At 63.6% G+C, this 12,378-nt stretch carries 15 protein-coding genes; 9 read left to right on the forward strand and 6 right to left on the reverse strand.

Features of this window, described 5'->3' with window-relative positions; all coding sequences use genetic code 11:
- Window positions 1–2 precede the first annotated feature (2 nt).
- On the reverse strand, window positions 3–926 hold the full coding sequence (locus AC0ZT5_RS01790; protein ID WP_488495021.1) for a LysR substrate-binding domain-containing protein: 924 nt from the start codon (window positions 924–926) through the stop codon (window positions 3–5).
- 121 nt (window positions 927–1,047) lie between these two features.
- On the opposite strand from AC0ZT5_RS01790, the gene AC0ZT5_RS01795 reads away from it, so the two are divergent.
- From AC0ZT5_RS01795 to AC0ZT5_RS01825, 7 genes are all read left to right on the forward strand, one after another.
- The gene (locus AC0ZT5_RS01795) at window positions 1,048–2,355 is read left to right on the forward strand and encodes an MFS transporter (protein ID WP_488495022.1); all 1,308 of its coding nucleotides are present in this window, start codon (window positions 1,048–1,050) and stop codon (window positions 2,353–2,355) included.
- A 148-nt stretch (window positions 2,356–2,503) separates the two neighbouring features.
- Window positions 2,504–3,688, forward strand: coding sequence for a cell wall hydrolase (locus AC0ZT5_RS01800; protein ID WP_488495023.1), 1,185 nt, complete (start codon window positions 2,504–2,506; stop codon window positions 3,686–3,688).
- 255 nt (window positions 3,689–3,943) lie between these two features.
- A complete protein-coding gene (locus tag AC0ZT5_RS01805) occupies window positions 3,944–4,351 on the forward strand; it encodes an AtpZ/AtpI family protein (RefSeq protein WP_184871454.1) in 408 nt (135 codons plus the stop codon).
- Between the two features lie 59 nt (window positions 4,352–4,410).
- Window positions 4,411–5,169, forward strand: a complete 759-nt coding sequence (locus tag AC0ZT5_RS01810; protein ID WP_095091979.1) for a F0F1 ATP synthase subunit A — start codon at window positions 4,411–4,413, stop codon at window positions 5,167–5,169.
- A gap of 83 nt (window positions 5,170–5,252) precedes the next feature.
- Window positions 5,253–5,477 carry a F0F1 ATP synthase subunit C gene (locus tag AC0ZT5_RS01815; protein ID WP_006206606.1) on the forward strand — a complete coding sequence of 75 codons (225 nt, stop codon included), beginning with the start codon at window positions 5,253–5,255 and terminating at the stop codon, window positions 5,475–5,477.
- Window positions 5,478–5,544: 67 nt separating this feature from the next.
- Window positions 5,545–6,144: a F0F1 ATP synthase subunit B gene (locus AC0ZT5_RS01820; protein WP_477283757.1), complete on the forward strand. Its 600-nt coding sequence runs from the start codon at window positions 5,545–5,547 to the stop codon at window positions 6,142–6,144.
- Between the two features lie 10 nt (window positions 6,145–6,154).
- Window positions 6,155–6,646 (forward strand): F0F1 ATP synthase subunit B, encoded by a 492-nt coding sequence (locus AC0ZT5_RS01825; protein WP_488495024.1) that lies wholly within the window; start codon window positions 6,155–6,157, stop codon window positions 6,644–6,646.
- Window positions 6,647–6,718: 72 nt separating this feature from the next.
- Here AC0ZT5_RS01825 and rnhB read toward each other — a convergent pair whose 3' ends face one another.
- Window positions 6,719–7,414 (reverse strand): ribonuclease HII, encoded by a 696-nt coding sequence (gene rnhB, locus AC0ZT5_RS01830; protein ID WP_488495025.1) that lies wholly within the window; start codon window positions 7,412–7,414, stop codon window positions 6,719–6,721.
- Between the two features lie 150 nt (window positions 7,415–7,564).
- Window positions 7,565–8,719, reverse strand: a complete 1,155-nt coding sequence (locus AC0ZT5_RS01835; protein ID WP_488495273.1) for a PA0069 family radical SAM protein — start codon at window positions 8,717–8,719, stop codon at window positions 7,565–7,567.
- Between the two features lie 150 nt (window positions 8,720–8,869).
- Between AC0ZT5_RS01835 and AC0ZT5_RS01840 the strand changes: the two genes are divergently transcribed.
- Window positions 8,870–9,388, forward strand: coding sequence for a glycosyltransferase (locus tag AC0ZT5_RS01840; RefSeq protein ID WP_488495274.1), 519 nt, complete (start codon window positions 8,870–8,872; stop codon window positions 9,386–9,388).
- Window positions 9,389–9,535: 147 nt separating this feature from the next.
- Window positions 9,536–10,510, forward strand: a complete 975-nt coding sequence (locus AC0ZT5_RS01845) for a hypothetical protein (protein ID WP_488495026.1) — start codon at window positions 9,536–9,538, stop codon at window positions 10,508–10,510.
- Window positions 10,511–10,709: 199 nt separating this feature from the next.
- On the opposite strand, the gene moaB is transcribed toward AC0ZT5_RS01845, so the two are convergent.
- Genes moaB through AC0ZT5_RS01860 form a run of 3 tightly spaced genes read right to left on the reverse strand, consistent with a single transcriptional unit; the run spans window position 10,710 to window position 12,365 of the window.
- A complete protein-coding gene (gene moaB / locus AC0ZT5_RS01850) occupies window positions 10,710–11,264 on the reverse strand; it encodes a molybdenum cofactor biosynthesis protein B (protein ID WP_488495027.1) in 555 nt (184 codons plus the stop codon).
- A gap of 1 nt (window position 11,265) precedes the next feature.
- A complete protein-coding gene (locus tag AC0ZT5_RS01855; RefSeq protein ID WP_488495028.1) occupies window positions 11,266–12,153 on the reverse strand; it encodes a 4-(cytidine 5'-diphospho)-2-C-methyl-D-erythritol kinase in 888 nt (295 codons plus the stop codon).
- Window positions 12,154–12,179: 26 nt separating this feature from the next.
- On the reverse strand, window positions 12,180–12,365 hold the full coding sequence (locus AC0ZT5_RS01860) for a membrane protein (RefSeq protein ID WP_027023000.1): 186 nt from the start codon (window positions 12,363–12,365) through the stop codon (window positions 12,180–12,182).
- Window positions 12,366–12,378: the final 13 nt, after the last annotated feature.

Genomic DNA, 12,378 nt, shown 5'->3' on the forward strand with positions numbered 1-12,378 from the left:
GATCACGCGACGCCGCGCAAACCGTTTTCGTTGGTCCGCGAGTTATCGGGCAGCGCCTGCCGCACCGCCTGCAGCAATATCTCGGCGAGGCGCGCTACCACCGGCTCGGGTTCGGCGTCCTTGCGGTGCAGGAACAAGGCCATTTTGGGCAGTGCCGGCAGCCCGGCGATGTCCGGTGTCATCGCGCTGACGCTGGCCGGCAGTCCGATGTCGGTGCGGATCGTCAGCCCCAGTCCCGCCGCGACAGCCGCCCAGATGCCGCCAAGGCTTGGGCTGGAAAAGGCCATCCGCCACGACAGGCCGGCGCGGTCGAGCGTTTCTGTTGCCACCGTGCGCAAAAGGCAGGGTGCCTCGAGCGCCACCAGCGGCAGCGGCTCGCCGTCGCGCAGGCTGGTCGCGATGCGCTTTGCCGGGCCGATCCAGCGCATCTGCACGTCGGCGACGTGCTCGTTGTAGGGGAGCGTCTCGCCGCTGTGCCAAGCGAGCGCGATGTCGAGATTGCCTGAGGTGACGCGCTCGGCAAGTTCGTAGCTGCGCGCGATCCTGGCTTCGATCTTGACCTTGGGATGGGCGCGGGCGAAGCGGCCGAGCACGTCAGGCAGCACCGCCTCGCCGAAATCCTCCTGCAGCCCAAGTCGGACCCAGCCTTCCAGCTCGACGTCATGGATGGCGGATGCCGCCTCGTCATTGAGCTCGATCAGCCGCCGCGCATAGCCGAGCATGGTCTCGCCGGCTTCGGTCAAGGCGAGGCCACGTCCCGATTTACGGAAGATCGGCGTCGCCGCCTGCTCTTCCAGTTTCTTCAACTGCGCGCTGACCGCCGACGTCGACCGACCAAGCCGGTCGGCAGCCTTGGCAAAGCTGCCCAGCTCCATGCCGGTGACGAAACTGCGGAGAACGTCGAGGTCGAATGTCACGCGTCGCACGGCAATATCCTGATTTTAGGGACAATTAATCAAAAACTTCCCGATATTCAGCATGAACGTATGGCGGTAAAGACGAGGCGTCAAGGTCCGGATGCAGTCGGACCATCAAGGGAATTCAGTCATGTCGCTCGTCGCTACGGATTTGAAATGCAGCCAGGGCAGGCCTCGGCAACAGGCTTATGCAGCCGCCGCCGGTGCTGTGACAGTCCGCTCCAATCATCGCTGGAAGGTGCTGGGCATCGGCGTTGCCGCCAATGCCAGTTTTTCCGCGACCTTCTCCGGCATCCCGGCGACGGCGGTCTTTTTGCGCTCTGGCTACCATCTCGGCAATGGCCAACTCGGGCTGGTTCTCGGTCTGCTCGGCCTGGGTGTCGCCCTGAGCGAACTGCCATGGGGATTGCTTACCGATCGCTGGGGCGATCGCCGCGTGCTGCTCACCGGACTCGGCGCCACCGCGGCATGGCTGCTTCTCATGGCATTGCTGGTCGTGCCGTCGCCGGCTCACCTTCCCGGGGTTGCGCTACTGGCCGCCGTGTTGCTCATCACGGGCCTGCTTGGCGGCAGCGTCAACGGCTCGAGCGGCCGCGCCATCATGGCCTGGTTCCGTGAAGGCGAGCGTGGCTTCGCCATGAGCATCAGGCAGACCGCGGTGCCGCTCGGCGGTGGGCTCGGCGCCCTTGTCCTGCCGTCGCTCGCCTCGGCGCATGGTTTTGCGGCGGTCTATGGCCTGCTGGCCGCGTTCACCGCCGCCACGGCGCTTTTCGCGTGGCGCTGGTTGCACCAGCCGCCAATCGGCGAAGAGGCGACGTCCGCCACCGACGCCATGGTGTCGGCCGGCCCGCCACCGCTGCGCAATCCGAACGTCTGGCGCATCGCAATGGCCATCGGCCTGCTCTGCGTCCCGCAAGTGGCGGTGCTCACCTTCGCCTCCGTCTTCCTGCATGATTTCGGCGGTATGGGAACGGCAGTGATCAGCGCCAGCCTGGCAGCCGTGCAGGTCGGCGCCATGGTCATGCGTGTCTGGAGCGGTCGCTTCACCGACCGACACGGCAATCGCCGCTCGTTCCTGCGCCTTTTCAGCAGGCTCAGCGCAGCCGCCTTCGCCACCCTTGCACTGCTCGTGCTTGTTGCGGCCACCGTTCCCGGCTGGCAGCCGGTGCTCGCGACAACGATCGTTGCCGTCCTGATCGCCGCCGGCATCTGTGTTTCAGCATGGCACGGCGTTGCCTACACCGAGATTGCCACGCTTGCCGGCGCCAGCAATGCCGGGACCGCGCTCGGTCTGGCCAACAGCTTTGTCTTCGTCGCCTTCTTCTTGGTGCCGATCGCCATCCCTGGGCTTCTGGTTGTCGGATCATGGGCGGGCGTCTGGCTGTCGGCCGCCATCTGCGCGCTGATCGCCTGGCCGATCTTCCTGCGGCCGGCCTGACTTCGCATACGGCCGCAAAATCGCCGGACTTCGGAACCACGACCTTGAGCCGACTGAGAAAACCCGATCGAACCTGTTAACGTCCCATCAAGGTTAATGCATCATTTTGCTCTCCAGTGGGGTCAGTCGCGTTCCTGGAGAGAGTTCCGTGCATCGACGTGTGTTGAAGCGGCTTGCGGCCGCCGCCGGTGAGAAAAAACGTGGCTTTCTGACCCCGTTCGTCATCGGTCTCGGCATCTGGATCGGCTTTCCGACCGTCGCCGCCTACCAGGACATGACCAGCTTTGTCTCCGGCCTCGAAGCGTCGAACACCCGCTGGAATTCCTACGTCGAGAAATCCGTCGCCGGCTCGACCCATGCGGCCGAGATGCCCTTTGTCGATTCCGACGTCACCGGCTCCATCTCCGGATCGGGCGTCCATCTGGCCGGCGTCGGCAACGTGTCGTTTCGTGGCAAGGGCGGCAAGGTCAGCGGCACGCCCGACGAGGATCGCATCGTGCGCGCCGACAAGAAAGGCCGCATCGTCCAGGTTTCTCCCGTCGCGCCGCCGAAGAATTTCAATGCCGGCTCGATCTTCGAGCGCACCTCCTCCTTGCTGCGGCCCAGCATGGACAGCGGCCTGAAGATGGCTTTCGCCAAGCCGCAGATCAAAGGCAAGGAAATCCAGATCGCCGCGGCATTCCATGCGCGTGAGGACAAGAAGCCGGACCCCGGCGTTCCGGCCATGCTTGCCGCGCTGGTCAACAACGACCATCCCGATGTGCTGGCGACCGCCTATGCGCAGGCCGAGCCCGATTATGCCAAGGCATCGCCCTTCGAAGCCCTGCTCCAGGACGAGCAGCCCAATGACGGCCGCTTCATCCCGCCGATGGCCAAGGGCGACCACTCGTGGATCCAGAACCCGCTGCCGGCGAGTGTCTTCTCCAAGAAGGAGCAGGCATGCCTTGCCAACGGCATCTATTTCGAGGCGAGAAGCGAATCCGTGCGCGGCCAGGCCGCCGTCGCCCAGGTCATCCTCAATCGCGTCCGCAACCCGGCCTATCCCAATTCGATCTGCGGCGTCGTCTACCAGAACGACAGCTGGTTCAACCGTTGCCAGTTCTCGTTCGCTTGCGACGGCAGGAGGAAGCGCATCGACAGTCCCGTCGCCTACAAGACCGCGCAGGATATCGCCATGGCCGTCACCGCCGGCAAGATATTCATCCCCGAGGTCGGATCGTCGACCCATTACTACGCCCAATATGTCCATCCCGGCTGGGCGCGCACGATGCAGAAGATGACCAAGATCGGCCTGCATATCTTCTACCGCACCTATGGTGGTGGCTGGAGCTGAGCGCCGGACAATCGCCGATCTTTTCGCGCCACGCGCAGTCGATCGAACAGCCAACGCCGTGGGGATTCGTGCAGCGCATCCCCGTCGTCGTGGCGGGCACGATGTCGCACCTTTATAACTGATTGATTTTGTTGCCTAAAATACATGACAATGAACTTCCGCCCGTGGCTTGACTGGCGCAAACCCTCTAACTATGTTGCCGGCGACTTTAGAAGCGGACGGACGGTGACGGTCTGACCGGGCAGGGGGGTTGCGATGGCCGATAAAAACAGGCCAGACGGAACCGGAGAAACCGGCCGCGGCAAGCAGCATGAAACCGAAATCCGCGACGACGATCTTGAGCGCCGCCGGCGTGAACTTGAAGCATCGCTTGCGACAAGGCGGCCGGACCGGCTCGAGGGGAAAGACGACGCGAAAGCGGGCAGTGTGGCCGGTTATGGCCAGGCGCTCAAACTCTCCAGCGAGTTCATCGCCGGAGTGGTGGTGGGTGCCGGCATCGGCTGGATCATCGACCGTCTGGCGGGGACATCGCCATGGGGTCTGATCGTGTTTCTGCTGCTGGGCTTTGGCGCCGGCGTGCTCAATGTCATGCGTTCCGCGGGCGTTGTGGCAGAATTCGGACAGGGCGATAAATCGCGCCGTGACCAAGACGACAGGAAATGACCGCGCTTCATGTGTGGTAATGGTAACGAGGCCGTACGCGGCATTGACGGGGTTTGAACGTGGCAGCTGACAAGGTCGATCCGATCCACCAGTTCCATATCAACAAGCTGATACCGATCGAGATCGGCGGCTACGACCTGTCTTTCACCAATTCGGCGCTGTTCATGGTCGCAACCGTAGTGGTTGCGGCGGCATTTCTGTTCCTCACGACCTCGAGCCGCAGCCTGGTTCCCGGCCGGCTTCAGTCGGTCTCCGAGATGGCCTATGAGTTCGTCGGCAACATGTTGCGCGACGCCGCCGGCACGCAGGGCATGAAGTTCTTCCCGTTCGTGTTCTCGCTGTTCATGTTCGTGCTGGTCGCCAATCTGCTTGGCCTGTTCCCGTATTTCTTCACCGTCACCAGCCATATCATCGTCACCTTCGGCCTCGCGGCTTTGGTGATCGGAACCGTGGTCGTCTACGGTTTCATGAAGCACGGTCTGGGCTTCCTGAAACTGTTCGTGCCGCATGGCGTGCCGGTGTTCCTGCTGCCGCTGGTGGTGCTGATCGAGGTGATCTCCTTCGTGTCGCGCCCGGTCAGCCTCTCGGTTCGTCTGTTCGCCAACATGCTCGCCGGCCACATCACCCTGAAGGTGTTTTCCGGATTTGTCGTCAGCCTGAGCGCGCTGGGCGCGGTCGGCGTGGCGGGCTCGGTCCTGCCGCTGGCAATGGCGGTAGCGCTGACGGCACTGGAACTGCTGGTCGCTTTCCTGCAGGCCTACGTCTTTGCGGTGTTGACCTGCATGTACCTCAACGACGCCCTGCACCCCGGGCACTGATCAAGAGTTTCCGGCCCAAGAGTTTCCAACATTGGCGCCGGATAGAATCGCAACGGAATTTTAGATCCAAAGGAGTTGAACAAATGGACGCAGAAGCAGCAAAGTACATCGGCGCCGGCATCGCTTGCCTGGGCATGGGTGGCGCGGGCATTGGCCTCGGCAACATCTTCGGCAGCTACCTGGCGGGCGCTCTGCGCAACCCGTCGGCTGCTGATGGCCAGTTCGGCCGTCTGATCTTCGGCTTCGCCGTGACCGAAGCTCTGGGCATTTTCTCGCTTCTCATCGCGCTTCTGGCCCTGTTCGGCTGAGCTAGGCGTTGGGAAGATTGGACAGGCCGGCCGCGCGAGCGGCAGGCTTGAATTTCGGGGATAGTCCATGTTCGTGACATCTGCCTTCGCGCAAGAGTCCGCACCTGCAGCCGACACCAGCCACGCTGCGACGGAAGGCGACACGCATTCCGGCACCAGCGTGCCTGCCGAAGCGCACGGCACGTTTCCGCCTTTCGATCCTGCGACGTTTCCGTCGCAGCTTCTGTGGCTGGCGATCACTTTCGGGCTGTTCTACCTGTTCCTGAAGCGGGTCGTGATGCCACGCGTCGGGGGCATCATCGAGGTCCGCAACGACCGCATCACGCAGGACCTCGACCAGGCGAGCAAGTTGAAGGGCGAGGCCGACGCTGCCGTTGCTGCCTACGAGCAGGAACTGGCGGAAGCCAAGACCAAGGCCAACGCGATCGGCCAGCAGGCCAGCGATGCGGCCAAGGCCGAAGCCGAGACCGCACGCAAGAAGGTCGAGGCAGCCCTCGACGAGAAGCTTGGCGAGGCCGAAGCCCGCATTTCTTCCATCAAGGCCAATGCCATGAAGGAAGTCGGCAGCATCGCCGAGGACACTGCTTCGGCCATCGTCGAGGCACTGGTCGGCGGCAAGGCCAGCAAGGCCGAGATCGCGGCCGCGGTCAAATCCGTGGCCCGGTGAGGAGCGCATCATGGATTACACATCTCTCGCGACGCTCTGGGCAACGATAGCCCTCATCATCTTCCTCGGTGTCGCCGTCTACATCAAGGTGCCTGGCATGATCGCCAAGGCGCTCGATGCCCGCGCCGCCAGGATCAGCAACGAGCTGGATGAAGCGCGCCGGCTGCGCGAGGAGGCCCAGCAACTGCTCGGCCAGTACCAGCGCAAGCGCAAGGAAGCCGAGCAGGAGGCCGCCGACATCGTCGCCGCCGCCAAGCGCGAAGCCGACATGCTTGCTACGGAAGCGCACAAGAAGACCAAGGACTATGTCGCCAGGCGCACAGCACTTGCCGAACAGAAGATCGGCCAGGCCGAGCGCGACGCCATCAGCGAAGTCCGTGCCAGCGCTGTCGACATCGCGGTCGAGGCCGCGCGTGCGCTGCTCGCCGGCAAGATGGACGCCAAGGCCGGCGCCGACCTCTTCAAGGCATCGCTGGCGGATGTGAAATCCAAGCTCAACTGAGCCTGTAACATCGAGTTAGAAAAAGCCGCCCGGGAAACCTGGCGGCTTTTTTTGTTGTGGAAAACTATGCGCTCAATCCAGGCCGGCGAGGCTCTCGTCTTCCGCCACTTCCGTCCCGCCAAGCCTGAACGGCGCGAAGGACACGCGGTGCAGTCGCGCCACCGGCCCATGCGCTTCGATCGCCGTGCGATGGCGGGCCGTGGCGTAGCCCATGTGGACCTCGAAGCCATAGCGATCGTGATGGTTGCCGCAGCCGCACATCATGCGGTCGCGCATCACCTTGGCGACGATCGAGGCGGCCGCGATCGATTGCGAGCGCTGGTCGCCCTTGATCAGCGCGCGTCCGGCGCAGGGCAACCCCGGCGGCACGTCGCGTCCGTCGGCGAGCGCGAGCTTCGGTTGGACCGACAGCCCGACCAAGGCGCGACGCATCGCTTCCAGGCTGGCCTTGAGGATGTTGCTGCAGTCGATGCCCTCGGCGCTGATGGACGCCATCGAAACCGCCAGCGCGGAGCCAAGAATTCGCACGAACAGCGCTTCGCGTTGCAGATGGCTGAGACGTTTGGAATCGTCGAGCCCGTCTGGAATGTTGGCGGGGTCGAGCACCACCGCCGCTGCAACCACCGGCCCGGCTAGCGGACCGCGGCCGGCCTCGTCCATGCCCGCCACCGGCCACAGGCCATCGGCCATCGCCTTCGTCTCGAAGGAGAAATCGGGTTTCTCGATGATCTCAAAGAGAAACGGAGAATCGGAACGCGCGCGAGCCATGTTGCGGCGAGGTTCGCATCGGCTCCGATTCTCCGCAAGTCCCTCCGGGTCGGGTGGGGCGCCGGACCTGGAGGGCACCGTCTGCAGGCCGGGGCAGGCCGGACGGGATTCTTGTGCCGCGACAGGTCAAACCGCCGCGGGAATTTGTTTTCAAAGCAGAGTCAGTTGCACCTGGTCCTTGCTGCCGGCCACGAACTGATCGGTCCGAAGCGTGCGCCGTTCGACATTGAGGCCGAGCCGCTTGGCGGTGATCTCGAAGCGCCGGCCGATCTGCCAGGCGTAGGGACCAGCACCCTTCATGCGCTTGCCCCATTCCGAATCGTAGTCCTTGCCGTCGCGCATCGAGCGGATCAGCGACATCACGTGGCGGTAACGGTCGGGATAGTGGCGCAGCAGCCAGTCCTTGAAGATCGGACTGACCTCCAGCGGCAAGCGCAGCACGACATAGCCCGCCTCGCGCGCGCCGGCGGTGCGTGCCGAATCGAGGATGCGTTCCATCTCCTGGTCGGTCAGGCCGGGGATGATCGGCGCCACCATGACCGAGGCCGGAATGCCGGCATCCGAAAGCTGCCGGATCGCCTCCAGCCGCTTGGTCGGCGTCGAGGCGCGGGGCTCCATGGTTCTCGCCAGCATACGGTCGAGCGTCGTCACCGACAGCGCCACCTTGGCCAGCCCGCGCTCGGCCATGCGCGACAGGATATCGATGTCGCGCGTCACCAAAGCGGACTTGGTGACGATGCCGACCGGATGGCCGCGCGCTTCCAGCACTTCGAGGATCTCGCGCATGATCCTGTATTGCTTCTCGATTGGCTGGTACGGATCGGTGTTGGTGCCGATCGCGATGGTGCGCGGCTGGTAGCTGTCCTTCGACAGTTCCTTGTCGAGTAGCCGCGCCGCATCCGGTTTGGCGAACAGCTTCGATTCGAAATCGAGGCCCGGCGACAGGCCCATGAAACTGTGCGTCGGCCGGGCAAAGCAATAGACGCAGCCATGTTCGCAACCGCGATAGGGATTGATCGACCGGTCGAAGGAGATGTCGGGCGATTCGTTGCGCGTGATGATGGTGCGCGGCTTCTCGACCTGCACCTCGGTCTTGAAGGGCGGCAGTTCCTCCAGCGAATTCCAGCCATCATCGAAGACATGCCGGCTAACCGGCTCGAAGCGGCCGGATGGATTGATGCCCGCCGACCTGCCGCGATTGCGGTCCGGACGGACACGCACGCCACTCTGCTCGATCATCGCATTGGCCATCTCGGCTCTTCCAGCTCCGAAAGCTGCAATGTCGGCGCGCACGATCTGTTCCATCTTCGCCCGCTCCCAGGGACTGTCCATATTGTGTCGAATCGCTCTGTTCATGAAATTATTCCTATTTCGCCAATGAGAACAAAGCAAGAACTTTTTATGGTGCGCTGCAAAAACTGGCGCTTCTTTCGGCTTTCCGCTATTCGGCTGATGATGCTCAGTGTCCTGATCGAAACCCGCAATGACGAGGAGGGCCTCGCCCGCACGCTCGCCTCGCTGATTGGCGGCGCGGTCGAGGGCGTGGTGCGTGACGTCATCGTCTGTGACACGGGTTCTACCGACCAGACGCATCGTGTTGCCGAGCATGCCGGCTGTCACTACGTGACTGGCGGTATCGCTGCCGGCATCCGCCAGGCCAAGGGTGACTGGCTGCTGCTCCTGGAGCCGGGCTCGCGGTTGATGGATGGCTGGATCGATGCGGTCGTTGCCCACACGGCCAGGCAAACCATGGCGGCACGCTTCTCGCGGGCGCGGGGCAGCCGCACACCGTTCCTGGCCCGGGTGTTTTCGGGAAACCGCGCCTTGGCCGATGGATTGCTGATCAGCAAGCTTCAGGCCGCGGCAGCGTCGAAGCGGGCCGGCAGCGCCGAGGCCATCGCACGCGGCCTCGCGGCAAAGCGGCTCGACGCCGAAATCTGGGTGGCACCGCCGAAGCAGCGCTCCTCGGAGTGATTTTTTGCAGCTGCTCTGTTCATTGTGCATTGCACAAAATCTGACGCGAGGTTAGTTTCCCGTTCAGAGGGGTGGATTGGGTTGGGGTCATGCCGAGTGATGAGCTCCGATGCGGCATCGGCGCCCACGCTCTTAGCCGAGGACCCGATGAAGCTTTCAACTCCCAACAAATCCGGCGCTGCCAGTCTTGACGCCATTGCGCGCAACGGCAGCCTGCTGCGCCGCATCGCCGTGCGCATTCCGACCTATCTGACGGACCTGCGCGAAAACCCTGCCTGGCTGCCGATGTTCGTGCTGGCGCGTACAATGCCGGGACGCCGGATGCATTGGCTGGGCGCAAAACGCGCTCGTCCGGCCCATAATTCGGGGGATACGATGTTTGCCGGCGTCGACCGCGAAGGCGTGGTCGAGGCACTGCGCTCCGACGGGCTGTTTTCGGGCCTGATGCTGCCGCCGGCGATCCATGAAGAGATCGCCAGTTTCGCCCAGCGCACGCCTTGCTTCGGCAATTTCGACCGCCGTCTCGAATTCATGCCGGGTGAACATGCCGAGGCCGAAAAACGCATGGGCCGCTCGCTGCTCAGCGGACATTTTTTCGAGCGCATCCTCGACTGCAAGGCGGCACTCGCCATCCAGCGTGATCCGCTGCTTCTGGATATTGCCGCACACTATCTCGGCGGCCAGGCAAAGCTGATTACCACGCGCGTCTGGTGGAGTTTTCCGACGGGTGAGGCATCGGACGCCGACAAGAACCTTGCCTCGCTCGGAAAATATCATTTCGACCTCGACGACTGGCGCATGCTGAAATTCTTCTTCTATCTCAAGCCGGTCGACGCCGACACTGGCCCGCATGTCTATGTCCGGGGCAGTCACAAGCGCCGCAGCCTCAAACATCAACTCACCTTGCTCGTCGGCCATCCCGCGCAAGAGGTTCTGGATGTCTATGGCGAGCAGAGCCCGGTGACGCTGACCGGTGAAGCCGGTCTCGGCTTCGTCGAGGATCCTTTTGGCTTTCACATGGGCACGGTGCCGGCGCGCACGCCGAGATTGATGATGGAAGTCGGCTTCGGCGTATCGCCGCCCTCACGCCGGCGCTTTCATGGCGAGCCGGTCATCCGCTGAATCAAGCTCGGTTGAAGGCGAACGTTTGCCGCAATAGCATCCGCCGGTAAGCACATTGATCGCAGATGCCCTGTCGTGACGGCGATGATCGCCTTCACGCAGGGTACTTTCGGTGGTCCGGTTTGAATAGGGTTTCGAAGGCGCCGGTATTATTCTGGCTCGCAAATGCAGCGTGGAACGGGGCGCTTTGCCTCGACTTTTACGGAGCCGATTTTCCGCGCCGCAGATGCTCGTCCAGGCGAGGCATGATCTCTACGAAGTTGCAGGGCATGTGCCGGTAGTCGAACTGCGCCTTGAGGATGCCGTCCCAGGCGTCCCTGCAGGCGCCCGGCGAGCCCGGCAGCACGAAGACGAAGGTGGCGTTGACGACGCCGCCGGTCGCCCGGCTCTGGATGGTCGAGGTGCCGATCTTGTCGTAGGAGATGCGGTGGAAGACTTCCGAAAAGCCGTCCATGCGCTTTTCGAAGATCGGCTCCAGCGCTTCCGGCGTCACGTCGCGGCCGGTGAAGCCGGTGCCGCCAGTGGTGATGACGACATCGATCGCCGCATCCTTCGACCAGCCGAGGACCTTGTCGCGGATTTTCTCGCGGTCATCGGTGACGATATCGCGGGCGGCGAGGACGTGGCCGGCTTCAGTGATGCGGTCGGCCAGTGTCTGGCCGGATTTGTCGTCGGCGAGGTTGCGTGTGTCCGACACGGTCAGCACCGCGATGCGGATCGGAATGAAAGGCCGGCTCTCGTCAATCCTGGCCATCTCAGCCAGCCTCCGATGTCATGCTGCGCGTCGCGGCGACGAACCAGTCGGGCTGGCGGCTGCGGATCTCGCCGGCAGCGCGCTTGGCGACATTGCCGGTCTCGAACAGGCCGAAGCACGTCGCGCCGGATCCGGACATCCGGGAGAAGCCCGATCCAGCCTTGTTAAGCCAGGAAAGCGCTCTGCCGATGGCGGGCTGCATCGCCAGCGCCGCGGGCTCAAGATCATTGCGGGTGATCTCCAGCCAGTTGCGCAGGCTATGGAAGTCGATGCTGCGCGGCAAAGGCGGCAGTGGCTCATTGTCGCGACGCGACAGCGCCGCAAACACCTCGGCGGTCGAAAGGGCCATTCCGGGATTGACCAGCACCAGCCCGAGCGCCGAAAAATCCGGCACCATCGACAGCTCGTCCCCAATGCCGCGCGCGACCAGCGGCTTTGCCGCCAGGCACATCGGCACATCGGCGCCAAGCGAGAGGCCGATCCGCGCCAGCTCAGGGCTGTCCATGTTCAGGGCCCATGTCTCTGCCAGCCCGCGCAGCACGGCTGCCGCATCGCTCGAGCCTCCGCCGACGCCGGAGGCAACCGGCAGGTTCTTTTCGAGCCGGATGGCGACCGGTGGGGATCTCTTGGGTCCAGCCTCTCTCCGCAGGGCGTCGCGCGCCTTGAGCACCAGATTGCTGGCGTCTAGAGGAACGGCCTGCGCGTAGCGGCCAGACACGGTAAAATCATCGCTGTCGGCGAGTGTGATTTCTACCCGGTCGCCAAAACGCGTGAACACCGCCAGGCTTTCGATCAGGTGATAGCCGTCGGGGCGCCTGCCGGTGACATGCAGCGCCAGATTGACCTTGGCATGCGCATGCCAGGTACGCGACCCGATCTCGGTGTCCACGGCGTCAGTCGTATGCGGGATGATGCTCAGTCCTTGGCCAGCCGGTATTCGCCGGTCTTCGGATCCTTGACCAGCGTACCCATGGCACCGTTTGCCGCCTGCTTTTCGGTGCGCCGCACCTTGGCGGTCACGCGCTCGGCTTCCCGGATGAAGGTGCGGTAGCCGAAATAGGCGGCGACGCCAACGACGGTGAAGAAAATGATCTGCGGCATGTCAAAACTCCTC

Source organism: Mesorhizobium sp. CNPSo 4670, assembly GCF_057784235.1.

Bases quoted from the DNA above. Each gene is read 5' to 3' on its own strand.
- AC0ZT5_RS01795 (WP_488495022.1), top strand. From the start codon at position 1,048: ATGTCGCTCGTCGCTACGGATTTGAAATGCAGCCAGGGCAGGCCTCGG.
- AC0ZT5_RS01805 (WP_184871454.1), top strand. From the start codon at position 3,944: ATGGCCGATAAAAACAGGCCAGACGGAACCGGAGAAACCGGCCGCGGC.
- AC0ZT5_RS01815 (WP_006206606.1), top strand. From the start codon at position 5,253: ATGGACGCAGAAGCAGCAAAGTACATCGGCGCCGGCATCGCTTGCCTG.
- AC0ZT5_RS01820 (WP_477283757.1), top strand. From the start codon at position 5,545: ATGTTCGTGACATCTGCCTTCGCGCAAGAGTCCGCACCTGCAGCCGAC.
- AC0ZT5_RS01825 (WP_488495024.1), top strand. From the start codon at position 6,155: ATGGATTACACATCTCTCGCGACGCTCTGGGCAACGATAGCCCTCATC.
- rnhB (WP_488495025.1), bottom strand. From the start codon at position 7,414: ATGGCTCGCGCGCGTTCCGATTCTCCGTTTCTCTTTGAGATCATCGAG.
- AC0ZT5_RS01835 (WP_488495273.1), bottom strand. From the start codon at position 8,719: ATGGAACAGATCGTGCGCGCCGACATTGCAGCTTTCGGAGCTGGAAGA.
- AC0ZT5_RS01840 (WP_488495274.1), top strand. From the start codon at position 8,870: ATGCTCAGTGTCCTGATCGAAACCCGCAATGACGAGGAGGGCCTCGCC.
- AC0ZT5_RS01845 (WP_488495026.1), top strand. From the start codon at position 9,536: ATGAAGCTTTCAACTCCCAACAAATCCGGCGCTGCCAGTCTTGACGCC.
- moaB (WP_488495027.1), bottom strand. From the start codon at position 11,264: ATGGCCAGGATTGACGAGAGCCGGCCTTTCATTCCGATCCGCATCGCG.
- AC0ZT5_RS01860 (WP_027023000.1), bottom strand. From the start codon at position 12,365: ATGCCGCAGATCATTTTCTTCACCGTCGTTGGCGTCGCCGCCTATTTC.